This is a genomic window from Chryseolinea lacunae, from assembly GCF_016735595.1.
Lineage (GTDB): Bacteria > Bacteroidota > Bacteroidia > Cytophagales > Cyclobacteriaceae > Chryseolinea > Chryseolinea lacunae.
Genome location: NZ_JAERRB010000013.1, coordinates 155,542 through 181,727, shown reverse-complemented (window position 1 = coordinate 181,727; position 26,186 = coordinate 155,542). Strand labels below are relative to the sequence as shown.

Annotated in this window: 20 protein-coding genes and 1 pseudogene; 10 read left to right on the top strand and 11 right to left on the bottom strand. The window is 50.4% G+C overall.

Going from position 1 to position 26,186, the window contains the following annotated elements:
* Positions 1 to 8 precede the first annotated feature (8 nt).
* A complete protein-coding gene (locus JI741_RS27325) occupies positions 9 to 407 on the top strand; it encodes a hypothetical protein (protein WP_202015069.1) in 399 nt (132 codons plus the stop codon).
* A 67-nt stretch (positions 408 to 474) separates the two neighbouring features.
* Here the strand turns inward: JI741_RS27325 and JI741_RS27320 are convergent, their stop codons facing one another.
* Positions 475 to 744: a hypothetical protein gene (locus JI741_RS27320; protein WP_202015067.1), complete on the bottom strand. Its 270-nt coding sequence runs from the start codon at positions 742 to 744 to the stop codon at positions 475 to 477.
* 188 nt (positions 745 to 932) lie between these two features.
* On the opposite strand from JI741_RS27320, the gene JI741_RS27315 reads away from it, so the two are divergent.
* The 8 genes and pseudogenes from JI741_RS27315 (at position 933) to JI741_RS27280 (ending at position 6,371) form a co-directional block, all read left to right on the top strand.
* Positions 933 to 1,268: a hypothetical protein gene (locus JI741_RS27315; RefSeq protein WP_202015065.1), complete on the top strand. Its 336-nt coding sequence runs from the start codon at positions 933 to 935 to the stop codon at positions 1,266 to 1,268.
* 172 nt (positions 1,269 to 1,440) lie between these two features.
* A complete protein-coding gene (locus JI741_RS27310) occupies positions 1,441 to 2,442 on the top strand; it encodes an RHS repeat domain-containing protein (protein WP_202015063.1) in 1,002 nt (333 codons plus the stop codon).
* A complete protein-coding gene (locus JI741_RS27305; protein ID WP_202015061.1) occupies positions 2,423 to 2,959 on the top strand; it encodes a hypothetical protein in 537 nt (178 codons plus the stop codon). Before JI741_RS27310 ends, JI741_RS27305 begins: the two co-directional genes overlap by 20 nt.
* Positions 2,960 to 2,980: 21 nt before the next feature.
* Positions 2,981 to 3,832 (top strand): annotated as a pseudogene (locus tag JI741_RS27300) (RHS repeat-associated core domain-containing protein); the annotation flags it as partial.
* Between the two features lie 292 nt (positions 3,833 to 4,124).
* Positions 4,125 to 4,532, top strand: coding sequence for an RHS repeat-associated core domain-containing protein (locus JI741_RS27295; protein ID WP_202015059.1), 408 nt, complete (start codon positions 4,125 to 4,127; stop codon positions 4,530 to 4,532).
* 213 nt (positions 4,533 to 4,745) lie between these two features.
* Complete coding sequence (locus JI741_RS27290; RefSeq protein WP_202015057.1) at positions 4,746 to 5,066, top strand: hypothetical protein; 321 nt, start codon at positions 4,746 to 4,748, stop codon at positions 5,064 to 5,066.
* 6 nt (positions 5,067 to 5,072) lie between these two features.
* Complete coding sequence (locus JI741_RS27285) at positions 5,073 to 5,600, top strand: hypothetical protein (RefSeq protein ID WP_202015055.1); 528 nt, start codon at positions 5,073 to 5,075, stop codon at positions 5,598 to 5,600.
* A gap of 495 nt (positions 5,601 to 6,095) precedes the next feature.
* Complete coding sequence (locus tag JI741_RS27280) at positions 6,096 to 6,371, top strand: hypothetical protein (protein ID WP_202015053.1); 276 nt, start codon at positions 6,096 to 6,098, stop codon at positions 6,369 to 6,371.
* 391 nt (positions 6,372 to 6,762) lie between these two features.
* On the opposite strand, the gene JI741_RS27275 is transcribed toward JI741_RS27280, so the two are convergent.
* On the bottom strand, positions 6,763 to 9,003 hold the full coding sequence (locus JI741_RS27275; protein ID WP_202015051.1) for a TonB-dependent receptor: 2,241 nt from the start codon (positions 9,001 to 9,003) through the stop codon (positions 6,763 to 6,765).
* A 630-nt stretch (positions 9,004 to 9,633) separates the two neighbouring features.
* Here JI741_RS27275 and JI741_RS27270 point away from each other — a divergent pair.
* The gene (locus tag JI741_RS27270; protein ID WP_202015049.1) at positions 9,634 to 10,656 is read left to right on the top strand and encodes a hypothetical protein; all 1,023 of its coding nucleotides are present in this window, start codon (positions 9,634 to 9,636) and stop codon (positions 10,654 to 10,656) included.
* A gap of 155 nt (positions 10,657 to 10,811) precedes the next feature.
* Here JI741_RS27270 and JI741_RS27265 read toward each other — a convergent pair whose 3' ends face one another.
* The 9 genes from JI741_RS27265 to JI741_RS27225 all read right to left on the bottom strand — a co-directional run bounded on the left by JI741_RS27265 (position 10,812) and on the right by JI741_RS27225 (position 26,184).
* Entirely contained in the window at positions 10,812 to 11,510 is a 699-nt protein-coding gene (locus JI741_RS27265; protein ID WP_202015047.1) for an SOS response-associated peptidase, read from the bottom strand.
* 42 nt (positions 11,511 to 11,552) lie between these two features.
* A complete protein-coding gene (locus tag JI741_RS27260) occupies positions 11,553 to 12,488 on the bottom strand; it encodes a YheT family hydrolase (RefSeq protein WP_369411874.1) in 936 nt (311 codons plus the stop codon).
* 18 nt (positions 12,489 to 12,506) lie between these two features.
* On the bottom strand, positions 12,507 to 13,034 hold the full coding sequence (locus JI741_RS27255; RefSeq protein ID WP_202015045.1) for a YfiT family bacillithiol transferase: 528 nt from the start codon (positions 13,032 to 13,034) through the stop codon (positions 12,507 to 12,509).
* Complete coding sequence (locus JI741_RS27250) at positions 13,027 to 13,785, bottom strand: TerC family protein (protein ID WP_202015043.1); 759 nt, start codon at positions 13,783 to 13,785, stop codon at positions 13,027 to 13,029. Before JI741_RS27250 ends, JI741_RS27255 begins: the two co-directional genes overlap by 8 nt.
* 166 nt (positions 13,786 to 13,951) lie before the next feature.
* Positions 13,952 to 19,165, bottom strand: coding sequence for an Ig-like domain-containing protein (locus tag JI741_RS27245; RefSeq protein ID WP_202015041.1), 5,214 nt, complete (start codon positions 19,163 to 19,165; stop codon positions 13,952 to 13,954).
* 61 nt (positions 19,166 to 19,226) lie between these two features.
* Complete coding sequence (locus tag JI741_RS27240) at positions 19,227 to 20,531, bottom strand: hypothetical protein (RefSeq protein WP_202015040.1); 1,305 nt, start codon at positions 20,529 to 20,531, stop codon at positions 19,227 to 19,229.
* Between the two features lie 9 nt (positions 20,532 to 20,540).
* A complete protein-coding gene (locus JI741_RS27235) occupies positions 20,541 to 21,584 on the bottom strand; it encodes a porin family protein (RefSeq protein WP_202015038.1) in 1,044 nt (347 codons plus the stop codon).
* 5 nt (positions 21,585 to 21,589) lie between these two features.
* On the bottom strand, positions 21,590 to 24,745 hold the full coding sequence (locus tag JI741_RS27230; protein WP_202015036.1) for an nSTAND1 domain-containing NTPase: 3,156 nt from the start codon (positions 24,743 to 24,745) through the stop codon (positions 21,590 to 21,592).
* Positions 24,746 to 24,747: 2 nt separating this feature from the next.
* Entirely contained in the window at positions 24,748 to 26,184 is a 1,437-nt protein-coding gene (locus tag JI741_RS27225; protein ID WP_202015034.1) for a hypothetical protein, read from the bottom strand.
* Positions 26,185 to 26,186: the final 2 nt, after the last annotated feature.

Here is a 26,186-nt window from a genome sequence, read left to right as displayed (position 1 = left end):
AATTGCATATGCGTTTCATTTTCTTCTTCACCCTGGTACTGCTCTCTTGCAACACATCGTATTGCCAAGATCAACCTAATAAATTGAAGGGTTTTGTTATTGGGAATAAGGCTCATGAGAAATATGTTGCCTATTTTAATGGGCAATGGATTATGAGTTTTAACGGGGAAGCTTATAAAATATATTTTGAGGTTGACAGACTTACTTGGTGGGAAACCACTGGATATATTAGAGAATTTACTTTCTATAGAGAAACGCTTTTTGGTCAAAGGAAAGTGCACTTTGAGGTGTCATACGAAGGGGCAAAAAAATATTTAGTTATTACCCGTGAACGAAAGCGTTCTAAGCGACATGCTTTTGTTGGAACTTGGTCAAATGAAGAGCCGGAACTTCCAACTGTGAGATAGATAAATGTGCTCCTGTTATGAGAAAGCCCGGCGATGCCGGGCTTTGTTTTTCTAAGGCTGAGTGTTGTTATTGAGCAACAGTGTTGCTGGGGAATCCTCTGCGCTTGGCCTCTTCTTCATAAAGCTTCTTTATTGCAGGATCATCCATCTGAGCCTTTGCAAAAATGGAAGCATCGTGGAACCGCCCGCGCTGCGTCTTTTGCGCTGGCGTGGGGTCATCGTTAGTAGATGGAGAAGTAGCCACAATAGTACGATCACCGACTTTGCGGAAGACCAGAGTTTTACCAAGCTGGCCACTGAGCCCCTTGGTTACGAGATTGTTTTTTACGATAGCCATAATTGAAACGTGTTTAAGTTTTTCGCCTTTAAGCCAAGATTAGTGCCAAAGTCGAAAGTGGTTTTTTGATAGTGTTTTGCAGGATTATAGATAACTAGGCATAGGCTAAGCCGACGAAATATCGTTGGTGCCGACGAAATATCGTTGGCTTAAGGATTAACTTTGAACAGTTAGTAATCCTACAAAAGATGAGTGACCCCAAACTGACCCTGGAGCAGGCTATTAAAATCCGTAATGACTTTAGCTATTTAGAAGGCGAAACTGTTGACTCGAACGGCGTTGAGACTGAGATCAATCGAATAGTTGTTGCACCATATTATGGCAAAGAGTTCGAAGCGTTTAATCAAGCATACACTGATAGTGTTGATGATGAATTACTCGCTACTCGTCTAAACCCTAATGCATACCTCGTATTTACATTTTATGAAGGGATCAATGGTGTGTATGCGCATGAAAGTCTTTTTGATACACTAAAGACACTGGAAATAGACATCGATCTATCGCAATATGGTGTTAGGACATAGGCCTTGTTTTTTCAATTGAAAATAAAACGTGTTCGTCACCAGCAAAAAAGTTGTTGCCGCCCAAGCAAACTCTTACCTTTAACCTGCCCAGTATATGCCGGGCGTTGTTCTTTGAAAAAACCATGCTAGGAGCATGAGAGTATAGCTGTCAGGTTGCGCAGAGGCACGAGAGGTGTTCTTTGATGATTTTAAGGTGGAGCAGGTGAAGGGACCTGTGGTGCAGCAAGATGATTACTATCCATTCGGGCTTGCGTACAACTCCTATCAGCGTGAAAACAGTGTTAAAAATCGCTTCAAATTCCAGGGTCAGGAGTGTATCGATGCGCTAGACCTAGGATGGGACTCATTCAAATGGCGGAATCATCAACCGGAGATTGGACGTTTTTTTTCTATCGACCCTCTCGCAGAGAAGTATTTTTATAATTCTCCCTATGCGTTTAGTGAGAATAAAGTAACGTCACACATCGAACTAGAGGGGCTAGAGGCTGTGAATGCGACAGATGCTTCTTTTGTCTACAAGAGCTCCACTAAAAATTCTCAAGCAACAATCGTCCACAGCTATAATGGTGTGAATAAAACTGTCACCTATGACAATAATGGTACATCGACCAGGATAGGTTTTGTGTTTGATCACGGTTATAGTAAGGCGGCCGGAACTGCGGGTATGGTCGGGGCTGTTAACGGTGGAGAGTATCCAAGAACGGGCTCGGATTTTGAGTTCTCGAAGGCAATTGGGGCGAAAACAGGGGAAGACCCCGGAGCACTGTGGGCATCAGGCGCAGGCAACACCGTTAGACATTTTGTTGGCCAAGCACTGGTTACGTCGGCTTTTGGAGAGGAATTCGCAAAAGAGGCTGGCGATTTTCACGAGCGAGAGCGGGGTTTTTCGGCAGATAATCGTGACGATGCCGCTGATCTTATCAATAATGCATATGGACGTGATTTTGGAAAGAACTTTGATATTAATGAACTAGCAAAATCACCGGAGAATGTCGCGGGGTTTTTAAACGCTGCATCCGTTCAGATTTTAAAATCAACTGAATATGGAAATGATAAATCTATCAGTAAAATCATTTCAGGTCAAGAGAAAATCTTTAGCAGTGATTCAAAAGTGGTCAAACAATTACATTATGCAATTTCGAAGGCAATACTTGATGGTGCTGGTAAAAAATAGTGCTGCTATCTTTGTTGTTATGTCAACAATTTGGGCGTGTAGCCGGGCGCGTGTTAACGAAGTCTGTCCACCCAATTTGTCCGGTGAACAACTTTACTATCCCTTCGCAGGGAGGGTTTGTATTTGCGATGGTATTGAAACCGTTAAATCGAAAATCCCCAAATTTAACATTGATGATAGTTTTAACGTACCAGACTTTGAGCAATATCTTTTGTTTCAGGACACAATTCTTTCAAGCACAAAGGTAAGGCTGAGTGCCGTAGCAGGATTCGATGCAGGCAAATTAGTCTATTTTAACCTTCATATAAAAGCAAAAGAAAAGTCAGAGGATCTGTCTACAATTCAAGAAAATCTTCTGGCCGAAGTCAAGGAACTAATCGTAAGTCAAAAATGGACTCCGCTTTCAGATTCAGAATTCGAGAGCTCCGACAAGCATTTTCGACTTACAGTACGTTATGACTTGAGCGCACTTCGAATACTTGAAGTAACTTATCGGAGCGATAATTGGCCTGTATAGTTAGATGACTACTATCCGTTCGGGCTAACATTTAACTCGTACGAACGCGAGAACAGCGTTGATCAGAAATTCAAATTCCAGGGGCAAGAACACATTGATGAACTGAGTCTTGGCTGGGACTCGTTTAAGTGGAGAAATCACCAGCCCGATATTGGAAGGTTCTTCAACATAGATCCATTGGCGGATAAGTATGTATACAATAGTCCTTACGCATTTTCAGAGAACCAAGTGGTCGCACATAGAGAGCTCGAGGGGTTAGAGAAGGTTCTCGTCACAACGGCGGAATTCACGGCTCATCAACCCGGAGGAACAATTTACACTGGGGGAGGCGCAGAAAGACGGGTTGATAACAAGGTATACAATAGAAATTTTGCCGAAGCGCCTAATGGTGGAGATTACAAAGAGACGAAAGCAAAAGTAGAGAGTTCGAATGGGACCATTCTATCGAAAGAATTAGACGAAGTAGGCGACAGCCTGGTCGAGGAATTTTTTGATATGTTCACGGGTGATCTGGATAACTTCGATGAAAGCATGAATGGGACGGACACAAAAGCCGGCTCAAACCTGCAAGGAAATATTGAAGATGCAGAGTTCGCCATCAATATTTCTATGGATGGCGGCGTCATGGCGATAACAACCCAAATGACTGGTGGTGATCAAAACAAAGCATATTCAATAAAAATGGGAGACGGAAATGGAAACGATGGTTCGTTTACAATAGGAAGCTTGAAAGCCGGTCGGGACGAGGCTGGCGCCAGCACTTCGAAAATTTCTATTCCCTTCAAAACGGATAAAAATGGTAATGCAGTTTTTGACACTGCTAAGTGGGCCGAATTGTATAAAAAGGACGAGAGTGAATCAACCAAAAAATAATCTGCGAATGAAATTTGTAAACATTGCGCTTACTTCGCTGTTGGGGCTGACATTCATCTATCAATATCTTCGAATAAGCAAGAACATTTCAAGTATTACGGAGTATGCAAGCAATTTGGACGTTTCCGTAAATTCTGAACGCCTATTGAATACTTCGATAAAGTTTTCCAATGGAATTTATGAAGGTACAATGTACAGTCTAGAGGTAACATATGCTCAAATCTTTCTCTTCGGTGTTGCTATTCTGTTCCAACTCGTTAGAAAGCGTTCGAACGTTGGCTCGGATAAGTAATTGCTAAAAGTTGAACTTGATCATTGTCCATTCGGGCTAACCTTCAACTCGAATCGTAGAGAGGGTGGTATAGCGAATCGCTACCAATACAACGGTAAGGAGTTGCAGGACGCTTTGAATCTGGGCTGGTTGGACTACGGATCGAGGATGTACATGAATGATATTGGAAGGTGGGGAACGATTGATCCACTTAGCGAGATTTATCATACCGATACGGCGTACGGTTATGTTCTGAATAATCCTCTAAGTTCAATTGACCCAGACGGAAGAGAAGTGGTGGGTGTCACCAAAGATGATGCTGAGAAAATGCAAAATGACATGAATGTAGTATTTGTCGATGCGAAATTTGACGCATTCAGAGGGCTACTCACTCGCACAGGGAAGAAAAGGAGATGGGAAGAAATTTAATAAAATAGATGCGAATGCTTTGGCAAAGGCAAAAGAGGGGTTAGAGGGGGATGATTTAGCTTTAGTAGACATGGTAGCGGGAGCTATTAACTCCGATTATGTTCATATGGTCGAATATGCGGTACTTGGTGAGGATTTATCTCCAGGGGCGACGGAAGGGATGAATGCCACTATAACGAAACTTTATACCGAAACAATATACCAGTGCCTGAGATGCCAACAGGTAGGAAGGCCGATGAAGTAAAGGCGTCGGGAGGAAGCGGTCAAAATTTCCCAACGTCAGAAGGATCTCACTCTGTTATTCTGGAAGGGGCAGGGATAACCAATTCAGGAGGACGGAGAGAGTTGGATGCTTTTCACGAAGTATTTGGACACGGCATTCCGACAGCAAAGAAAACATCAAATGCGATCAATAATACCCATGCTACTCAAACTGAGAATCTGGTAAGGAGGGTGTTGAAAATTCAGGAACAAAGAGATGGTTCAAACCATTCTGGTGGTAAAATAGACAACCCAAGCGACCTCCCTAAATAAACTAAAATGAGAAAGCGGTTAATTTTATTGTTTTTGTTAGTTGCGTTTCAGTCTTGTGCGCAAAAAAAGGAAGAAGAAGTGAGTCGGTTGGCCGCCGAGCAGGTGGTTAATAAATATTTAGCTGTTCAGGTGAAGGATAAGAACTATGCGGTGTTTTCCTCAGGGGACGTTCAGTTTGTTGTGTTGATTGAAAATGCAGATTCTTTTCAGGAGTATTTTATTGACATTACAGCCAAAAGCGGGGAAGTTTATTTGAGGGATACATTGTTTCAAAGTGGGGATAATTTATATAAAAAAATGTTTAATGCAAGCTCATATCGAAATGGTTATGTGAGTTTTGAGTCTGATTTCTATAAGGACGGTTACGAAATTGCATCAGGAAATGTTGCCTATTTTGTTATGATAACTTCAAACGGATTAAGGCATGGCGAATCAAGATTATCTTTTTTTGTAAAACCTAACCCGATTGCTCCAGAGATATATGCTCATTTTACCGAGCATTTGCTAATGTATGCAAGGGATATGAATAAGTGATAATTATTGTTTTTGTCCAAGGTCTGTAGTATGAAGCTAGTGACGACGTTCTTTGATGATAATATTTAACTCTTTAATTCGAGAGAGAATAGGGAATTTTAAAAAGAGGCCGTCTCAAAAGTCTGAGGCAGCCTTTTTCATTTTTAAGGTGTTAAGCTACTGCAACTTATGACTCTTGGATGATAAACGTATTGAAGTTGATGCATGGGACTGCCCAAAACAAAAAAACAGAAATGACTGATATATGAAAAGTTTTAAAATAATATCGATTGTAATTTTGGCATTCCTTTGTGCTGTGTTAATGGTTTACACTTTTGCACTTAAAAGAGAGAATGACCTTATACTTCACGAGAATTTTAAAACACGTCATTTATTAGAGGAGACACAGGCGAAACTAAAAGATTGCCAGAAAGGCAATAAAAATTAGGGCTTGCTCAATTTATCGGTCAGAGCAAGCTTAATTTAGTCGCACAACAAAATCAAACCAAGGAAGAAATGATTACGATAAGAATAGTTGCCATTATATTGATTTTGACTATTGTGAATTCTGCGAGTGCACAAGGGGAACATAAGTCACCTGAAGTCATGAAGGATGCTATAGGAATGTTTGAATTTCAGGAGTCGTCGATCGAATTGAGCGAGAAGGGCAAGTTAGAATTGGATAGATTTGCTAAGTGGTACTTATCGAATTCAAACCAGTTGTTGTATCGTGTTTATCTTGGAGGAGTTGTGAGCACGGAGGAAGTCAATACAGATCATTTTGGGCGTTAAGCGTTGTAAAGTCATATTGGATACTTTGGTACAATTTGGCATAGATGTTAGTGTTTTCTTTATTGTGATCGACCGGGTTCAATCGCAAGGACAAAATCACGGGGTTAGTTTTAACGTTGACACAAATGGAGGTGTCCAACCGGAATCGAGAGAAGAGGATGACTACTTTAAGACCCCCAAGAAGAAGCGGAAGGGTTAGTCGAAAGGGAGGATATTCGGTTGATGTTTTTGATTGTTTCTATTAAAAGAAGTCGTTGTGACCAACGCTACAAAAAAACTAAATCCTATAAATCCAAAAACCACTCAACCTTCGTAAGTATATCAGACGAAGAATAGTGCAGAATGAAAACAGGTTTTAGGGAATGAAAAGGCTGCCACCCGGCAGCCTTTTCTATTGCACGGTCCAACGCACACCCAACTGCCCCCGCATCCCCTGCATCGGCGCATAGTTGTAGGTTGTGTCAAAAGTATATCCGTAAGGATTGTCTTCGCCGATGTGTTGGTCGAATGGATCGAAAGGCCGCAAGAGTGGATCTTTGGGTTTGAAGTTGAGGAGGTTTTTCACACCGGCGTAGATTTCCAGATTGTTGTTTAGTGTTTTTGTGACTTGCAGGTTCACCAGTGCATACCAGGGCGACATTTCGGGGCGGTAGTCGTTGGGCACCACGGGCAGGTGCATGGGGCCGTTCACGCGGCCGGTGAGGTCGAACAAAAGTCCGGAAGGGGCGTGCTGGTAGCTGACGGTGAAGGTTCCTGAAAAGCGTGGGGCGTGTTGCTGGGGGATTTTTGTGGCTTCGTTGTTTTTTGTTTCCATGCGGAACACATCCATCCACGTCACGCCGGTGATGAACTTCAGGCCGTTGTTCAGGGCCACGTCGGCGTTGAAGGTGAGGCCTTTTGAGATGGCGTGGCCGTTCAGGTTGTCGTATATGATTTTGTTGGGGTCGGTGTTGTAGTCGGCTACGATCTTGTTGTTGAAGTAGGTATAGAACAGGCTTGCGTCCAGGCTCACAAAGCCGTTGGGCAGGATGAGGTTGCGCGCATAGTTCAGGTTTGCGTTCCACGATTGTTCCGGTTTCAGGTCGTGCAGAATTTCTACGGAACGTGCGCCGGTTAGGGCGGCGTGGTCTTCGGTGAAGAGGTTCACCACGCGGTAGCCACTGCCGCCGGTGAGGCGGATGGTGTTGTTGGCGTTGGGCGAATATTTGAAACTGAGTCGCGGCGTGTAGATGTTGCCGTGAATGTTGTGGCGATCATAGCGCGCACCGAGCAAGGTGGTGAAGCGTTTGGTGATGGCAATCTCGTCCTGCACAAAAATTCCGGGCAACACGGTGGTGTTGGGTTTGTTGGCGCCGTCGGAAGCAGTGGTGCCTACGGTGTTGTCGTCATAGAACTGATAGCGCAGGGGCAGGCCTGCCAGCAAGTCGTGATGCCCCAGCTGTTTGCTCCAGCGGGCCTGCACAAAGCCCACTTCCTGTGTGGCGGCATATTTCACCACGCCGTAGTATGAATCCTGGTAGTGGTGGTTATAGGACATGTCGATCTGCAGGCCGGGCACGGTGTTCCATTCATAGTTGCCCAGCACTTCCACGCGTTCGGTGTGGATGGATTCGCCATAATAAACATTGCTGCCGCGATAGGCCGGTGTCCACTGCAACTCGCCTCCCCAGCGATTCTCGTAGATGTAGCGACCGGCGATGGAAGCGTTTTTTGCAGAGGGCCGATTGAAGCGCCACTTGTTGAAAACAGAAATGCGGCGTTGCAACGTGGCGTCGGTGAAGTTGTCGTGATTGATGTCGCGCTTCTGCCAGTAGTCAAACGCATTCACGCCCACCAGGCTCGACGCAAATTTCCATTGGCGACTTCCCGACACGTCGAGGTTGTATTCGCCTATGGAGGTGCCAAACGCATCCACCTGCAGCTTGGGTGCGGTCTGCGGATCTTTCGTGATGATGTTGATGACACCGCCCACAGCTTCCGATCCATAGAGTGTGGACGCCGGACCTTTCACAATCTCCATGCGTTTCACCAGGCTGTTGGGAATGCCGGCAAGGCCATACACGGTTGACAGGCTACTCACGATGGGCATGCCGTCTATGAGGATCATGGTGTAGGGACCTTCCAGTCCATTGATGTGGATGTCGCCCGTGTTGCAAACATTGCAGTTCACCTGGGGCTGCACGCCATTCACCATCGAGAGCGATTCGAAAATGTTTGGCGTTTGGTTCTTCATGAAAAAGGTGGGCGAGTACACTTCCACGGGAATGGGTGAGTTCATCTTGGTCACTTCGCGCATCGTGCCGGTCACCACCACTTCGTCCAGCCGCGACACATCTTCCTGCAAGTCCACGTTCAGGGTGGTCGGGGCGTTTGCGGCCACCGTCACTTCCTTCTTTTGTGTGATGTAGCCCACGCCTGAGAATTGCAGGGTGTAGGTGCCGGGGCTGAGTTGTTGAAAATGAAAGCGGCCCAGGGAATCGGTCCGGGTGCCGAGGTGAGTATGCAGCACGGCCACGCTCACAAAGGGAACTTCTCCGCCATTGGCCGTTACCGTGCCGTGCAAAGCGGGTTGTCCCTGCCCATAGAGGTGGTTGCCTATCAAAATCAATAATCCGAAGAGAGCGAAACGCATGCGAAGGGTTTTTAGATGAGCAAACTTAATAAATTAGATTGTAATAAATAATAATTTAGGGTAATCTAAATTTAAGACAACTAAGCCACCCGTAAAGGATGAGATAATCCAGAGATAACCCACAGCATGCCCACAGATAACCCAGAGATAATCCAGTGCTTTAAAGGTGTGGATTATCTCTGGGTTATGTCTGGGGAGTATCTTCCATATGGCCAGGGAGAAAGGCTATAGAATATGGACTCCAAGGTTGATTTTCTTGAGAAGGGATGAAGCCTTCAATGCAAATGAAGCCTTTCTAACTCCTGAGCAGGGATCTGATTTTTTTAGGCTAAACTAAATTATGGGGCAGAACAACGCCTTTCGACGTTAAAAATAATGGGTAAAATGCCTTTTCGGTTGGTGTCGCGTTTCATTGCCCCGGGGGGCTGTGGAGCTTTATTTTATTAGGATGGATAGTCCTGCCCGGAGTTGTTGGGGCCTCATGTTTCAACTTCTGGCGCGTGGAGAAATAAGAAAAGTGGTTCTCCAACGTTTAAATGGGTATATTTTGAGGATCAAGGGGTTACAAATCCGTTATTTTTAAGATGAGTTCTCCTTAAAATCCCTATTTTTGTTTGATTTACCTACTTCATGGCGAGGCCATTTTTTGTTTTACTTAGTCTTAGCCTGGTTCTGGGCGCGTGCACACAACGCCTGATATGCCCTGCCTATCAAAGTGCATTCATCTACGACAAAGAGGAACTGCGCAAGAAGTTCAGCTATTTCCAGGAAGACTCCACGCCCAAGATCCTCACCGCCAGCAAAACAAAGTATTTAATTGCCGAACCGGTTTCCTACCGCAAGAAGCTCCGTAGCCTCCAGACGGTGGCCATGAAACCCGTGAACGTGCATGTGCCCGATTCGCTCCAGGCCGGTTTCGAAGAAGGCCTGTTGGGCGAAGGGGGTGAAGATGGCGTGGTGGAAGGCGCAGAACTCGACCTCGCCGCGCGGTCGGTCATCGACAGCATCTACATTGTGGACGTTCCCAAAGACACCACCGAAGCCGCCGAAGACAGCGTGTACATGATCACCAAGGACAAGGAGGTCCGGATGCTTCGGTTCGATACGCAAGACAGTCTTCGCTTCGACGAAGCCACCGGCAAGTACGTGGCCAAGACCCCGAAATACTACATCACCGACGTTCGCTACAATGTAGAACAGGACAACTACATGTGGTACCTCCGTCACAACCTCATCCTGCCCGATGTGCGCCTGGCGCAGCAACAACAGCAGGGTGCGAAAGAAGAAGCGAAGTCGGGCGGCAAGAAAAAAGAAAAGGAGAAGGGCGGATTCTTCAAGAACCTGTTTAAGAAGAAAAAGAAAGAAGAAGCCGACACCACCGAAGTGGCCCCTGTGAAAAAAGAAGACGACTTCGACTATGTAGACGAAGACGAACAGGCACAACCCCAGCCCCAGACGCAAACCCAGGACGAAGCTCCCAAGAAGAAAAAGGGTCTTTTCCGCAAGAAAGATAAGGCCGCCGGCGACGAAGCCGACCAACCCGCCGAAGAAAAACCGAAGCGGAAAAAGAAAGAAAAGAAAGCCAAGAAAAAGGCCGACGAAACAGCACCCGAAGAGAAAGAGGAAGAAGAGGAGAAGGACGACGGGTTCTAGCGGTCAGCACTTCTGTTGACGTTCGTCTTTACACTGTAGATTTTTAGGAGAAGCATGGTCCATGATGACCTAAGCTAAGTTATAGCACAACGCATAGCGCTGCGCAATTCACAAGCGTAAGCGACTCAAGGATCAATCTATTTCAAACAAAAATTCTAATCGAACAGCGTCAGGTTTCCGAACTGATCGGAGGGCGGCGTGGGAATGATGAGCGACGGCACGTTGGCGTTAATGTCGTTGATGCGTGGTGAAACAGGGTAGTAGTTTGTCTTCTCGGCGGGATAAGAGACCAGCACGGCCATCAGCTCTTCTTCCGTGCTGTCGTTGTTCAGCCATATTTTTTCCGACGCGGGGGTGAGCATGGCGGGCATGCGGTCCTGCACCGTGGCCACCATTTCGTTGGCAGGCGTGGTGATCATGCTGAAGGTGTGAAACTGATTGCCGTCGGTGTCTTCAAACTCTTCCCACACACCGGCAAAGGAAAACAGCTCCTGATCCAGGGCCATGAAGCGGTAGGGGATGGAGGTTTTTTTTCCCACTTTTTTCCACGCATAAAAACTGTCGGCGGGAATGAGGCACCGGCTTTTCATCATGGCTTTTTTCAGCGCGGGTTTTTCGAGGATGGTTTCGGCGCGCAGGTTTATGATTTTTTCGCCCGGCGTTTTGTTCTTGGCCCATCCGGGCGATGTTCCCCAATAGAACGTAGAAACACCCTGTGGTGCCGACTGCGTGATGACGGGCAGCAGGTGCGTAGGGGCCGCATTATATCGCGCGTCCATTGCCTCCAGCGCCTCGGCAAGAAACCGTTCTTTTATTTTTTCGGCCGAAGCCGTGACGCTGTAACGCTCGATCATGCAGGATGGGTCGGGGATAGTTTGGTGCGAAGTACCGTGATTTTATTCCGAAAACAAAAAAGATAGCGCACGCTCTTCCGACCAATATAATCCATTTTTATGAAATTGTGTGAACCCCACGTGCCCACCATATACTGGTTGTTCGAAGGTGACGTAGCGATGGTCTTTCAACAGGGCCGTGGGATAGCACGCTTCGCTGAGAAAAGGATCGTTCTGCGCGTTCACCACCAGCGTGGGCAGGTTGATGGCTTCCAGAAAATATAACGAACTGCAGCGCGTGTAATAGTCAAGCGCCCCGGCAAAACCGTGGAGTGGCGCGGTGTAGCGATCGTCGAAAGCCATGAGTGTTTTGATGCTGTCGATGCCCTGCACATCGAGCCCCGGCATGGCGGCGGCCTTGCGCATCACTTTTGCTTTCAGGTTGGTGAGGAAGCGATGATTGTAGATCCAGTTGGAGCGCTGGGAGATGCGCAGGCAGCTGGAGTGAAGGTGCAGCGGCACAGAGAGCGCCACAGCCTTTCGCAGCTCGGCGTGCGCATGGCGTTCGCCCATATACTTCAGCGTGAGGTTTCCGCCGAGGCTGAACCCGATGAGCGAAATGTTTTGATAACCCTTCGTCAACGCGTGTTGCACCACGCACTCGAGGTCTTCGGTGGCGCCGCTGTGATAGAAGCGCAGCAGGCGGTTCATTTCTTCGCTGCACCCGCGGAAGTTCCAGGCCACCACATCAACACCTTGTGCAAACACAGCGCGTGCCATGCCTTTCACATAGGCGCGGTGCGAATTGCCTTCCAGGCCGTGGGAGATAATAACCAGGTCGCGGCGGTCTTGTTTCAACCAGTCCAGGTCAATGAAGTCGTTGTCGGGCGTGGCGATGCGTTCGCGTGTGTAGGCGATGTCGTCCACTTTCCGCAGCATGGCCGGGTAGATGGTTTCCAGGTGATTGTTGAAGAGGAAAGCGGGTCGCTGGTAGTTCACAGCCGGCGTTCTGTTTTTTTAAGATAGGTTGGCCACGATCTTCAGATGTCCCAGGTGATGCGCACCGTGCCAGGCATACAAAGCGATGAGCCTGTCGAGGCGAACATACTTCTGTGTGTCGGGATGCAGAAACGATTTGGTGAGATCTTCCGGTGTCAGCAAGCTCAGCAGTGCGGTCCACTTTGTGTGCAGAGCTTTCAGCAACGTTATAGAGATCACCGGATCAAGCGAGGTTTCGGGGGTTGTGGCCCATGCCTTTTCGTTGTAGGCCTTGATGGTGGGGGTGTCTTCGGTGAGTGTCCACTTGAAACGGATGAAGGCGTTCATGTGGCTGTCGGCCATGTGGTGCACCACTTGGCGGGCCGTCCATCCGCCTTCGCGGTAGGGCGTGTCGAGTTGTTTGTCGTTGTAGTTGTTCACTACCTTCTCCACTTCGGCCGGAAGGTTTTCGATCTGACGGATAAGGTCGTGCAGCTCGGCAGCGGTATACGATTCCTTTGCCGCAAATTTCCCTACCGGGTAACGAAGTTGGTCGTCGCTATTCATGATGGAATTCTTCTTTTGCTTTCTTTCGTCGGTTTCGCACCCTGATGTTCACCATTTCGATGATCATGGAAAACACGATGGCAAAATAGATGTAGCCTTTAGGAACCTCTTTGTGGAGGCCTTCCAGGAATAGCATGAAGCCGATGAGTATGAGAAAGCCCAGGGCCAGCACTTCCATGGAAGGATGCCGGTGAATGAAATCGCTGATGGCCCCCGAGAAAATGATCATGATGCCGATGGAAAGCACCACAGCAATGATCATGATGATGACCTGGTCGGTCAAGCCCACGGCCGTCAGAATCGAGTCAAACGAGAAGATGATATCCAATAAGATAATCTGGATGATAATGCCCGTCACGTTGGCTTTGCCGCCACCGGATTCCATGGTTTCTTCTTCCCCCTCCATTTCGTGGTTGATCTCTCGCGTGCTCTTGGCGATGAGGAAGAGCCCACCCAGGATCAGGATGAGGTCGCGACCGCTGATGGCCAGCGCTTCATTGTGGATGAAATTGCCGGGCACGGTAAACAACGGCTCTTTGAACTTCATCACCCAGGTGATGGTGAGCAACAACAGGATGCGCACAAACATGGCCAGCAACAAGCCCAGGTTCCGTGTTTTGGCGCGGATTTCTACAGGAAGACGATTGGAGACGATGGAAATGAATATGATGTTATCAATGCCCAGCACGACTTCAAAAAATGTAAGCGTCAATAAAGCGAGCCAGGTCTCCGCTTTCAGGAAAATTTCCATGTAAAGGGGGTATGAGTTTAAGCGTTAAAAATAGAACAACTAATAGTATACTCCAAAGCGGGAACTAATTATAAAAAACAACCCTTTCAGACCTTTTTCCTCGTCGCTACAACGACGATCAGGTCCCCTCCAACGAAGGTCTGAAAGGGTTATTGTTCCGCTGCGCTTATGGATGGACCACCATCACTTTTTTGCGGACAACCACACCGGGCAAGGCCTCGAACTGCACCAGATACACCCCTTCTGTAAGGTTCTGCGTATCTACCGTCATCTGCTGCTGACCTTTGCCAAGGGTGCGTTGCTGCACTTCACGGCCAAAGGTGTCGAACACCGACATCGGTATATCTTTCTTGGCCACCTCCGGCAACCTGATTACGAAGCGATGGTCTGCAGGGTTTGGATAGAGCGCCGTTTGCTGGCTAAAGCTTGATTCGGTGCCGGTGATGATCTCGGTCGGCAAATTGGCCGGATTCTTAAGCACGGCAGCTTGCAACACTTCCTGTGTGTCTTCGTCTTGCACGAAAACCACCACCGCGAGGTTGGCCGGATTCACGGCCTGGTTGTCGGCTTTCCAGGTAAGCACGGGCAGATCGACCGGCACGCCAACGGCCAGGGGCAAGGTTAACAGCAAGCCCGAAGGGCTGGGCAGCATCTTGCGCAGCACATATTGATTGTTGCCCACCGGGGTTTCAACAATGGCCACGTGGGCGGCCAGCTTTCCTTGGGTGATGGGTTGTGTTGGTGTGAGCGTTGCTTTTACAGAAAGCTCATTCGATTTTGCGGGCACGGTATTGACCGTGATCGCCATCGCTGAAGTGACTAGTGAGCGCAGGCTTTGTGCCGACTCCAGCCAATCGTCGGGCGCGGTGAGTTTGCCCTGGCTGTTTCCATCGAGATAGACACGGGGCACAATCTGGTTCACGTTGGTGATGCCATAGTATGCACCGCGCGCGTTTGGATCGGTAGGGTTCTCGAGGTTGATCGGATCTTCGCCGGGGAAGCTCACGTTATACTGAATCTTTACAATTTCATTTTCCAGCAGATCATTAAAACGATCGTTGTTCACGGCTGCGCCGGCGGCTTGCACGTTAGTGAAGTTCTCCACCAGCATGATCCGGTTCCGGTCTTCAATGTGCACGTTGTTGAAGGCAAAGCCTTCCACACTGCGCTTGGGATCGCTGTTGCTGGCAAAGGCAACGCGGAACCGAACTTTGTTACGCTTGTTTGCCGGAAGCTTGGCCACATCAAGCGAGTGACGCGCCTGCAGCCACAGCGTGTCTGACTGCGCCAGGTTCACATCAAACAGGCCGCCCGACCAGGCAAAGAGAAACTGGCCGCCGGGGTTGGCTCCGTTCAGGGCAAGTGTGTTATACCAATTTAATCCCGAGTTTTTCGAACCGAGCACGTCCCAGTTCAAACCACCATCGGTCGACAGCTGCAACACCGCGCCATCGGTAGCGGCAGTAGAAGCGATATAGTCCATGGAAAGTACGGGACGCGAGAAGCCGGTGAGGTCGAAGCAAGGACTGTTCACCGCCGATTGCTCGCTGGATTTGTAGTTGCCCTCGTTCACAAATTTGTTGCCGTTGGTGACCCAGGCATTGGCCGTGTTGTGTATCACGGTGTCGTTAGGCGCCAGAAAGTTCCAGCTCGAGTTCACGCTGCTGCTGTCTACCGACCAGAAACCATCGCCTCCGTTCTCGTTCTCCATTTGATAGGGGCTCTGCGAATTGTAGGTGAGGTAGGGAAGAAGGCGCACGGTGCTTTTCACGGTGTCGCTGCAATTCAGGTTCGTGAACACGCGCAGCTCAACCGTGTAGTCAATCGGGCCGCCAACAAACTTGTGGGAGGGATCTTTGTAGACGCCACCGGTTCGTCCTGCATGCGCAACGGCCGAAGCGTTCTTGTCGTCTTTCACCAGCACATCGCCGTCGCCAAAATCCCAATACATCTTGTCGATGGTGAGGTTGGCGGTGCCATGGAATTGGGTGTTGTCGCCATCACACAATTGATTGAAAGTGAAGTTTGCTTTTGGAATGGCTCCCACCAGGATGGGCACGGTGGCCGACGTTTCACATTGTTGTGAATTGGTTTCTGACCGCACCAACAACCGCAGCGAGTAAGCACCGGCGTTGGGGAATGTATGGTCAACATCTTTTGTAGTATACACCTGGTTGTCGCCTTCAAATTTCCATTCATACGAAGGGTTGTTGCCGGGAGGTGTGGGCCCCACATAGGTGAAGGGAATGCCTTCGCATTGTGCGGGGATGGTTAGGTTAATGACGGGCGCAGGTGTCACGCTGATGACCGCCGTGGTTGGATTGCTCTCGCATCCCAATGCGGAGTGTGTTACGTAATATGATTTTGTGATCGGATTTTGCGTGCTGATCTGTGTGTCGAGCACCGAACCTGTAACCGGATTCAAGTCCGACAGATTTGAGTTTTCATACCAGGTGAAGCCACCCTTGGTTGCCGCACTGGCAACCAATACGCGTTGCCCTTCAAAGAACTGGCAGTACTGTTGATCGGGTGCCGTCGGTCCCCCGGCTTTTTTCACCACAGTGACGATGCGCTCCGCCTGGCCGACACAGCCGTTTATGTCTTTATAGTTGTAGAAAAGCGTGACATCTTTTGTGACGTCGCTGGGCGCGAAGTTCACAAGATCTGGATTGAAGCGATAGGGGCCTGAGCCTACCACCGAGTTGTCGTCGGGTTCTTCATAGCCGAGTGATGTGTAGCCGAATATGGGCGACTCCAGCGAGTTCGAAAGGGTGACCAGCGGATCTTTTTCGCAGATGAGTTGTCCTTCTGCAAGGGGCAGAATTTCAGGAACTGCTCCCGGCGCCACAAGACGTGTGGCCCCATAGGTATACCATGTAGGATCTTCAATGCCGGTGGCGGTTGTTCTCAGATAGATGAGGATGAACATGGTAGTAGGTCCCACCAGGTTGTAAGCTTTGGTGGGGTTGAGGCGATAGGTGCGTGGAAAACCGGGAAGCTGTGTCAGCGGATAGTTTGGATCGGCAGGATCGTAGGTTAGATAAACACCAAGAATGGGATCGTATCCCTGGTAAATCTTGAACGAGCTAAACGATTTTCCGGGAGGCAACGTGAAGATTGCACCGTTAAAGCTCAGGATGTTGCTTTGCCCTTCGGTAGAACAATACAACGACTTCAGGTTGTTGATGGCCGTGCCGGGTTGATAGACGTCAACAAAGAATGTAGCAGCATCCGAGCAACCGTCAAGTGTGGTGTGGGTATAGGTGATGGGCACGCCTGTGCTATAGGTGGTGAAGGCTTGCGGGTTGAAATAGTATTTGTTGTCGGAGTTGTAGCTCACGCCCTGACCGGTGAAAACACCTGATCCGTCGTTGGGTGTCACCACCACTTTGTTGCTGAGCTGATATTTGTTTTCGTCATAGCTGAACTGGCGGCGCAGCGTGTCCACAAAGGTGATGGAGGGTTTCACGGAGCCGTTGACTTCAACATCGTCGGTGTCAGTAGCGCCCGTGTTGTCTTTCACGGTCACGGTATAGATACCGGGTGTGGTCACGCTGGGGTTGGGAGCGTTGCTGGTGAATGAGCTGGGGCCCGACCAGGAAACGTTCAGAAATCCGGTGCCACCACTTGCGGTGGGGCTGCCGCCAATGGTCACCGCGTCGCCAATACAAAGCAGCTTGTCCGGACCGGCGTCGGCCGTCACGGCCGAAACGCTCACGGTAGCGGTGCCAGTCAGGAATTTATCAGTACATCCGGCAGACGTAGCTTTGAATTTGTAAGTATAGCTTGTGGGGCCGGGCGTGGGAAATGTAAATCCGTTTGGCGAAGCATCAGTGGCAAACGAGAGTTGTGAGCCGTTGCCCGTCTGCGTGTTGCCAATGTTTGTGCTGGCGCCCAGAATCATCTGGTAGGTCACCGTTGACTGCGAGTTGGCTACGTTTATGTTAGACATGCCGCCAACGGCCGCACTACTGGGATTGGCCGATACACCCAGCGCCAGGTTAATGGCAGGCTTGAAGGTGATGTTGGCCGACGAGCCCGAGAGGTTCGTAGTGTTGTTTTTCACCACAATCGGATATGTGCCCGATACTGTGCCGGGCACGGTGAATACAATTTGTGTATTGGTGTTGCCCGCCTGATAGGGGATAGTCACACCGTTGATCGTAACGGTCGGCGACGCGCCAAAGTCAGTTCCGTGAATGGTAACGTCCTCGCCAATACACGTTGCTGAAGTGGGGTCTGATGCACCTGATTCAATGGATGTGATGACGGGCGCTGCCAGCAGTGTGAACTGCCACTCAGGGTCGCCTGTTCCGGCAAAGGAACCACCATCCACATCGTCAAAAACAGAATTGCCGATGCGCACGGAATATTTCGTGCCTGCCACCAATGCCACGCTCAGTGTGATGGTCGCATCGTTGCCGGCAATCGTCACACGACCTGCGGCCGTAGGGTCGATGGTTTCGTGTGTGGCGCTGGCGGTCATGTTCCGGATGATGATCCGGTTGTTGTTGTTCGAGTTGTCGCCCACATTCACCACAGGTTCGGTGAAGGTAATTTTTACAGAATTGGTGGCTACAGGCACACCGGTGGCGCCGTTCGCCGGATCCAGTGTGACGATGTCGGGTGGAGGATTCACGGTGGTGAAATCCCAGTTGCCTTTTGTGGCGAGGCCGGCAAAGTCGTTTGTGGCATTGTCGTGAAAGGCTGTGGCCGGCACGATCACGTAGTACTTGGTGTTGGGAACAAGGTTGGCCGACGGATTGATGGTGGCGTCCATGCCGCTCACGGTCACTTCCGCAGCGCCGGGAAGCACATAGCTTTCCACAATCGAATCATCGGAGTCGCGGCGAAGTTCAATGGTGCCCGTGCCTTTGTTGATGTTGCTGCTGAAGTTGATGACGAGGTTGGTGTTCACAGCCACGCCGGTGGCATTGTCTGCAGGCGTCAGTGAACTTACGGTGGGGGGCGTAATGTCGTAGCGCACGGTGTTGTCGCTGCTGGTGCTGGCCGCCGTCGTTGTTGTTCCATTCGAAACCAGCGTCGCTGCGCCAGCGTTAAGTCTGGCCGTCACATTGCCCGTGCCGGTCATGCCACTCACGCTCACCTGATAGGTGGTTCCGTTGTTAGGTGCAATTTCGGTCACCACTGCCGCCAGCGTGCCGGAGGTTGTGGATGTAGACAGATCCACGTCGGTGTTGGTGAAGCCCGTCACGGCCTCGTTAAAGGTCACCACAAAAAGAATGGGCCCGGTGTTCACGGGGTCAGCCTGGCTTCCGGCTTTCTCCACAGTCACCGTGTTGTTGGCCCAGGCCTGTAGCGTGGACACGGCAAGCATCAAAATCAATAGCAGGCTTTTCCGGCGTAGAAAAATTTCCATAGACACAATCATTAATCGTTCACGAACGCTGTAAAATCTTATCTGTCAAAAAAATCAATTCTTAATTCTTTAATTCTCCCTGGCTGTCGGTGCGAATCAAAAAGATAGACGAAAGGCCGCCCGTTTCTTCGGCAGCATCGCGCAGGGTTCCACAGATCACCAGGCTGCCATCGGCATCCTCGCGGATGGACGACACAATTTCGTTGGTTGGCCCACCGATGATCTTGTCCCACACGGGGGCACCATAGGCATCAACCTTAATCAACCAAATGTCTTTACCTCCGTTGCCACGCAGCGGTGTGGTTTCCAGTGTGCCCGCCAGAATGAAGCCGCCATCGCGTGTAGGCGTAAGCGTTTCCCCTGTGTCTTCACTGCCCGATGATGTAGGGTCCGACACGGCCACGCTTTCGGTCACGCCGTCGTAGTAGTGTGCGGTTTCCTTTTGAAAGTTTCCTTGCTTGTCGGTGCGGATAAAAAAGATGTTGCCCTTCTTGCCATCGGTTCCGGCATAGGTGCCCACGCCGCCAAATCCAATGGGGGAGGGCTGCAGGTCTTTGAGCACCAGCGATTGTTCTGTGGTTTGCCCGAAGTAGTCGCTGTTCACAAACACCGAATTTTCTTCCACCACGGGAAGCGACAAATACGACGATGTGAAGTTGCCGGCCGATCCGGCCACGGTGGCTCCCCACATCACTTTGCCGTTGCTGTAGTATACCGAGCGGGTGTTGATATAGTCGCGTTGCAGGTAGTTGTAGACTTTCGACCAAACCGTGTCAAGCGACGTGGGGTTCAGTGCGGCGATGTAGGCAAATTCGCTGGCGCCGGGAAATTTGTAGGTGCCCAGCGAAATGAGATTGCCCTGGTCGTCCAGTGTCAGGCCGTCGCCGTGGAAGTCCACATGCGTCACCTCCTTGTTGGCCGTCACTTTTTTGGCGAACGACCGGTCTGAAAGAATGGCACCGCTTTTATCCATACGAATGAGGCGCGACCAATAGTTTTCCAGGTCTGGGATGTTGGTTGAATTCGGGTTCAGTTGAATACTGTCGCCCACCAGGATGTAACCGTTTGGCGTCACCACAATGCTGCTGGATGCGCCGCCGTCTATAATTTTTTCCCATTCCGGATGGCCCAGCAAATCGGTCTTGATCACCACGATTTTGGTGGTGGGTGCATTGCCGGGAATGTTGATGGTGCCGGCCACGATATAGCCGTCGCCGGTGATGGCTACGTCGGAGGCAACATAGCTGTTGGCGCCTTCATAGAAATGCATGAAGGTGTTGCGCTTGGTGACAGGGGCGTCGTCCAGGTTCTTGCAGGCCGTTAACAGCAACGAGGAAAGTATGGCGAGGGTAAAAAGCTTCTTCATGAATAAACTTTACTTGTTCAGTTTTTTGGGATGGAATCGGTTGTATACATATCCCAGGGTGACACTCAAGGAATTCATTTTAAAAATGCCGTCTACGTAACCTCCGGTGGGGAGTGTTTTTGCATAGAGCGTATAAATGTCTTCGGTGTCATTCAGGTTGGTGAGGCCATAGGAGGCGCGCACTTCCATAAAGGCGAAGCCGCCGGTCACTTTCAGTTTGGCGCCAAGACTCACCAGGGCGCTGGCGTTTAGTTTATTCCGGTATGGATCGAGCGATATCGACTGCTCGTCGAGAGAGGAAGCTTGTTCTTTGGTGCGCGCATATTTGTTGGTTGAACTCAGCATGTATTCGGCCGAAGCACCCAGGCCGATGTAGGGATTAAACTTACTTTCCAGGAAGCGGTATTGCACCATTACCGGAAGCGTGGCCCAGGCCTGATTTTCTTTACCAGTGATGGCGAAGTTGCGCGGGTCGCCGGTGGCAATCTCGGTGTAAGTCGACTTGTTTTCGTATTTGAAATTGCGGAGTATAAAATTCAACTCCGTGTCGAGTGTGAATTTTTTGGTGAGTGGAACTTCCACCATCACACCGCCTTGAAAGCCGATGCCTGCCGAATATTTGCTGGCGCCTTCGTTGGCCGGCACATAGCTCACCACGTTGGGTTGGCTGGCATTAGCACCCAGCTTTGCACCCAGGCGATAGATGGGCGTGGTGCGAAATGTGCGATAGAGCGCTACAAACTCCGCAGGGTCTGTCGACGGACTGATTTCAAAATAATGATCCGTGCGCAACAGGTTCAGCATGGCTTCGTCGGCCTTCTGTGGTTCTTCCAGGTAGATGTAGGAGAGACAGAGAAGCTTGTAGGCTTCTACTTGTTCCTGTTGTGAGAATCCTCCCTCGAGGCATCGCGACAACAGTGCCGGAATTTCGTGGAGGCGACCTTGTTCATAGGTCGACCGCGCCAGCCGCAGCGTTTGCGTGCAGGAGGTCAGCTGGGCATAGGTAGTGAAAGCAGGAAAGGCAAAAAGTAAGGCGTATAAAACTCTTTTCATGCAGGTCATTTATTATTTTCCGGTAAGTCGGCACACGTCTGCTCATAGGGAAGATCGTCGCCAACGAAGATCTCCCACTCGTCTTTGTTGATGTTGCGTTTCACATCGTCACAAAGAATGTTTGCCATGGTTGGAATTTTTGTAGGCCAGGCGTGGATGGTATGTTCCACACCTTTCACGGTTTCGGTAGCACTGTGCACGCTGGCCAGCAATTGTTCGTCGTCAGGCGTGAAGGCAGCGCCCCACACCCAGTCGCGGTGGTCGCTGAACACGATGGGTTGTTCTTTCAAACGGTTCACATTCCACAGGCGCACCGTCTTGTCTTTGCTGGCGGTGGCCATGAACGTGCCGGCGTGGTTAAATTGGATTTGCTCGATCACCGAGGTGTGCCCCGACAATACGCGCAGCACCATGTCGCTCTGGTTGTCATACAGTGTCACCAGCCCCACATTGTCGCCCACCACGATGCGGCGGCCTTCCGGGGCAAAGGTCACGGCGGTGAGGTGTTGTCCCAGGTTTTTTGCTTCGGTCACGGCATAGTTGTTCTGGATGTCCCACACATAGAGACTTCCGTTTTCGCCGGCGCCGGCCAGGAATTTTCCATCAGGACTCAGGTCAATGGCGTTGATCTTCACGGGCGCTGCAATCACTTCGCGGGCTGTGCTCAGGTCCGAATACTTGATGCTCTTTCCGGAGTTGTCGCGCGCATAGAATCCTTTTCCATCGGGTGTGAAGTTGAGGTTCTCTACGGCATAGGTAAAGCCGGTGATCTTCTTCGGTGCCTCCGACATGTTGGCGAGGTTATAGAGCTCCACGAAATTTTTTGTTTCGCTGTTGGAGTTGAGGCCTGCCGCAATCAGCTGCTTGCCGTCTTTGCTCACGTCGATGGTGTAGTATTGATAGTCGGTGCGGTTCACCAGGATCTCCGATTTCCAGGTGTTGTTCTGTTCGGTCCAGCGGAACACTTTTCCATCGCTACCACCCGAGTAGATTTCGTTTGCCGTGGGGCGCGTCACCAGGGCACGGGCGGCACCGCGTTCGTGTGCCTGCAGGCTTTGGGTGAGCGGATGGTCAAAACGTTTCAGTGCTGAATACAATCCGTTATAAATGTCGTTGTCGTATTCATAGCCACGGTGATCGGTGTTGAACTTATAGGCGTGTTGCGCGATCAACGCTTCCTGTTCGGGGTCGTTGAGCTCTTTCGATTTCACGGCCATGGCTTTTGCCTGGGCAATGTAGCGTTGGCGCAAAGCTTCGGCGGCGTTTGCTTTGGCAATGCCTTCCTGTTCCTTGGCAAAGGCTTCGTTCTTTTGTGCGCGGTCGGCGTTGCGTCTGGCTTCTTCTGCGTTCTTCTGCGCTTGAATCGCGTTGCGTTTTGCCAGCTCGGCGTTTTGGATGGCGCGCTTTTCAGCTTCCTGTGCTAAGAGCTTTTGAGCAGCTTCTGCTTTTTCGGCAGCTTCTGCTTCTTCTTTTGCTTTCACCGCCGCGATCCGGTCGTTCTCGGCAACGATGCGAAGACTGTCGGCGCGATGCGCGTTGGCAAGGGCTTCGCCTCGCGCTACATCGGCGGCGGCACGTTGTTTGTCGGCTTCAGCCCGTTGGATGAGAGCGAAGATCAGGAACGAAAGACAGATCACCGTGGCCACACCCATGATAATACCAAACAGACGCGCGTTTTTGAGTTTGCGTTTTTGTTCAAGCTCTTTGATGCGTTGTTCCGTTTCCCATTCTTTCTTGGAATATTCCAGGAAGATGAGCGTGCGTTCGAAAGCAGGATTATAACGTTGTCCCCACACCAGCGTGGGTTTGTGTTTGGCTTGCCAGTTGAGGGCGAGTTGTAAATCGGGTGGTCTCCACAAACCGGCTTTGCCCACCTGATACATGGTGGCGGCGTCGGCGAGGCGCGTATACATCTGCACCGCTTCGGCTTCATCGTCGACCCAGTTTTTCAGACGCACCCAGATGCGCATGAGACTTTCGTGCGAGATGTCGACCATCGACTTGGTGGTGATGGTGGTGCCGTGCGCGGGGGTCAGCAACGATCGGCCCGGTTCGCGGAATTTGTCGATCACACTGGCCACGGCGTCTTCCGAAACGGCTGCGATGGCGGCGATTTCTGCAAGGCGTGTGGGGCGACGTATGCCAAAGTTCTCGCCGCGTTTTTCGGTGATGGCTTTGAACAGGACTTCACAAATGGTTTTCTGGTCTTCCGACAATTCATCGTAGGCCTCGTTGGCGTGCATCGACAAGGCTTCCGACATGGTGCCGATGGCCTCGTAGTGTTTCAGGTCCACGAGCTCTTCTTCGAAGTCGCGATACAACGCCCAATAGCTCCACGTGCGCATCAACGCGTGTTGAAGAATGGGAAGCTGATCGGGATTGTCGCCAAGGTCGTTCAACAACTGTTGCACCAGACGCGGTGTGATGCGGGCACCGCCCACGGCCACGGGACCTTCTATGGCCTTGCGTTTCTGATCGCGTGTGAGTTGCGGAATGAGGTAGTGACTGTCGTTGATCTTGCGGGTCAGTTCGGGAAACTGCGCGCAGTCGCCGATAAAATCCGAGCGCATGGTGATGGCCACATAGATGGGCGCATCAGGATAGTTGGCGGCTTCGATGAGCAGGTTCACAAACGCCAGCGTCTCGTTCACCGAGTTAGCATCGTGACTGTCTTTGAAGCGGAAAAGTTCTTCAAACTGATCGACCAGGATGAGGTAGTTCACATCTTCATCCTTGCGGGTTTGCTGGATGGCTTCCACCATGCCCAGCGAGCTGCTGCGCAGGAGGGTGGAGAAGATGGTGCGCTTTATGCGTTTCTCTTCGGCATCGGAGCCAATGTATTCGGCATTGTTTTTCAGCAACGCTTCTGCCAGGTTGTCGATGGGACCTGCGCCGGGGCGTGTCACCACCACTTCCCAGTTGGGGCTGGCGTCGGTGAGAAAGCCGCCATACAGAATGGGCATGACCCCACAATAGATGAACGACGACTTACCACTACCGGATGGACCGATGACGCCCACAAACCGGTTCTTCGAAAGTTTGAGCAGCACTTCGTCGCTCTGGCCCTCGCGACCAAAGAAGAGGTGACTCTCTTCGATCTTGAATGGCCGAAGTCCAGGAAACGGGTTGGCGGTTTCTAATTTTTCGTCAATGACTTGCATGACTAAGCTTTAAATTCTTGCAAAAATGATTTCAGCGATTCGAGCGAATGTTGAGCGTCGCCTTCAATGACGCGCAGGTTCTGTGCCTTGAACGACTCGGCGTTGATGGGCGATCCTTTGGCCGTGAAGATGGCTTTTCCGATGATGGGTTTCTTGCGTCCAAACCCGGGGGCTTTCAGCAGGTCGAGCGCTTTCATGCGCACCCATTGTTCATTCACTTTTCCTTTATAGATGATGGCGGCGTCGAGGTTCCGCAGGTTTTCGATGTGCTTCTGGCGAAGCTCCAGCAATTCACCTTCAAACGAGGGCATCAGCACGCTGAAGCCTGAACGTTCAAGCAGTTCCACGAAAGGTTTTATGTCGAGGTGGTCCACTTTGTCGTGCATGAGATACACCGCGCGGCCGCCGGTTTCATCCAGCGCTTTTTTGTCGCCGGCGTCGGCCAGTTCTTCGCGCATAATGTTCTTGAAATCTTCCAGCGGCGTTTGAAGAATTTCGGCGCCCTCCTGCGCTTCCACATCGCGTTTCAGGTTTTCGATAAATCCTTTCTGCCGTTCGGTCACGTGGTTCAGGTTCGACGAGATCCAGATGAGGCGCGAGAATTCTTCCTGGTTATCTTTGGCGCGGTTGCTGCGTTCGGCGGCCATCCGGTTTTGGATGTCTACCACCGAGCGGTCTGTGCCTTCAGGAATTTCGCCATAGGCGCTGCCGATCAGGTGAATGGACATGCTGCACTCGGTCAGGTCGCGACGCACCAGGCGTTCGAGGTCGTTCACATTGCCGGGCAGGGTTTGGTTGGGCAACACCTGGTACCCATGGCGTTGCAGCTCGCGGGTAATGATGTTGCGTTGCACGGAAAGATCGTGGCCTGTTTCGGCGAGGTATATGGTTTTGCGTTTGAAAATGTTCTTTACTTCTTTCGACGTGGTGCGGTCTTTCAAAGACGAGAGCGCGTCGAAGATGTCGTAGCTAAGGTCCACCATCTCCATCCAGTATTGGCGCTCGGCTTCGGTGCTGAAGTAGTCGGTGTATTCGCGTATCTCGCCCGAGTCGGGGTCGAGCTGATACATTTCATAACCCAGCAGTTCGCGCAGCGCTTCGGGCTGGTCTTGCACGGCCAGGGGCGATTTAAAAACTTTGAACAAACGGTTTTTGCCTCCGGCGCTGGCCTCTTTGAATTTCTGCAGATAGTCAAGGCACTGCGTGGACTGTACAAAGTCTTTGGAGAGAATGCTCACCATCACGGCCGCGTTGTCTAGCCTGGGCGAAGTCATGCTGTCGAATTCCGATTTCAGCAGGATGTTTGGTTTCTCACCCTGGATTTGGGTGAGCATCGATTCCAGGAATTTTTTAAATTGAGTGACCCATCCCGGTTCGTTCCCTGCCGTATCGTTGTCGCGGTCTGAAAAAATAATCAATACATCAATTTCAAAGGCCATGG

Bases quoted from the DNA above. Each gene is read 5' to 3' on its own strand.
- JI741_RS27325 (WP_202015069.1), top strand. From the start codon at position 9: ATGCGTTTCATTTTCTTCTTCACCCTGGTACTGCTCTCTTGCAACACA.
- JI741_RS27320 (WP_202015067.1), bottom strand. From the start codon at position 744: ATGGCTATCGTAAAAAACAATCTCGTAACCAAGGGGCTCAGTGGCCAG.
- JI741_RS27315 (WP_202015065.1), top strand. From the start codon at position 933: ATGAGTGACCCCAAACTGACCCTGGAGCAGGCTATTAAAATCCGTAAT.
- JI741_RS27305 (WP_202015061.1), top strand. From the start codon at position 2,423: ATGGTGCTGGTAAAAAATAGTGCTGCTATCTTTGTTGTTATGTCAACA.
- JI741_RS27290 (WP_202015057.1), top strand. From the start codon at position 4,746: ATGCCAACAGGTAGGAAGGCCGATGAAGTAAAGGCGTCGGGAGGAAGC.
- JI741_RS27285 (WP_202015055.1), top strand. From the start codon at position 5,073: ATGAGAAAGCGGTTAATTTTATTGTTTTTGTTAGTTGCGTTTCAGTCT.
- JI741_RS27280 (WP_202015053.1), top strand. From the start codon at position 6,096: ATGATTACGATAAGAATAGTTGCCATTATATTGATTTTGACTATTGTG.
- JI741_RS27275 (WP_202015051.1), bottom strand. From the start codon at position 9,003: ATGCGTTTCGCTCTCTTCGGATTATTGATTTTGATAGGCAACCACCTC.
- JI741_RS27270 (WP_202015049.1), top strand. From the start codon at position 9,634: ATGGCGAGGCCATTTTTTGTTTTACTTAGTCTTAGCCTGGTTCTGGGC.
- JI741_RS27265 (WP_202015047.1), bottom strand. From the start codon at position 11,510: ATGATCGAGCGTTACAGCGTCACGGCTTCGGCCGAAAAAATAAAAGAA.
- JI741_RS27255 (WP_202015045.1), bottom strand. From the start codon at position 13,034: ATGAATAGCGACGACCAACTTCGTTACCCGGTAGGGAAATTTGCGGCA.
- JI741_RS27250 (WP_202015043.1), bottom strand. From the start codon at position 13,785: ATGGAAATTTTCCTGAAAGCGGAGACCTGGCTCGCTTTATTGACGCTT.
- JI741_RS27245 (WP_202015041.1), bottom strand. From the start codon at position 19,165: ATGGAAATTTTTCTACGCCGGAAAAGCCTGCTATTGATTTTGATGCTT.
- JI741_RS27240 (WP_202015040.1), bottom strand. From the start codon at position 20,531: ATGAAGAAGCTTTTTACCCTCGCCATACTTTCCTCGTTGCTGTTAACG.
- JI741_RS27235 (WP_202015038.1), bottom strand. From the start codon at position 21,584: ATGAAAAGAGTTTTATACGCCTTACTTTTTGCCTTTCCTGCTTTCACT.
- JI741_RS27230 (WP_202015036.1), bottom strand. From the start codon at position 24,745: ATGCAAGTCATTGACGAAAAATTAGAAACCGCCAACCCGTTTCCTGGA.
- JI741_RS27225 (WP_202015034.1), bottom strand. From the start codon at position 26,184: ATGGCCTTTGAAATTGATGTATTGATTATTTTTTCAGACCGCGACAAC.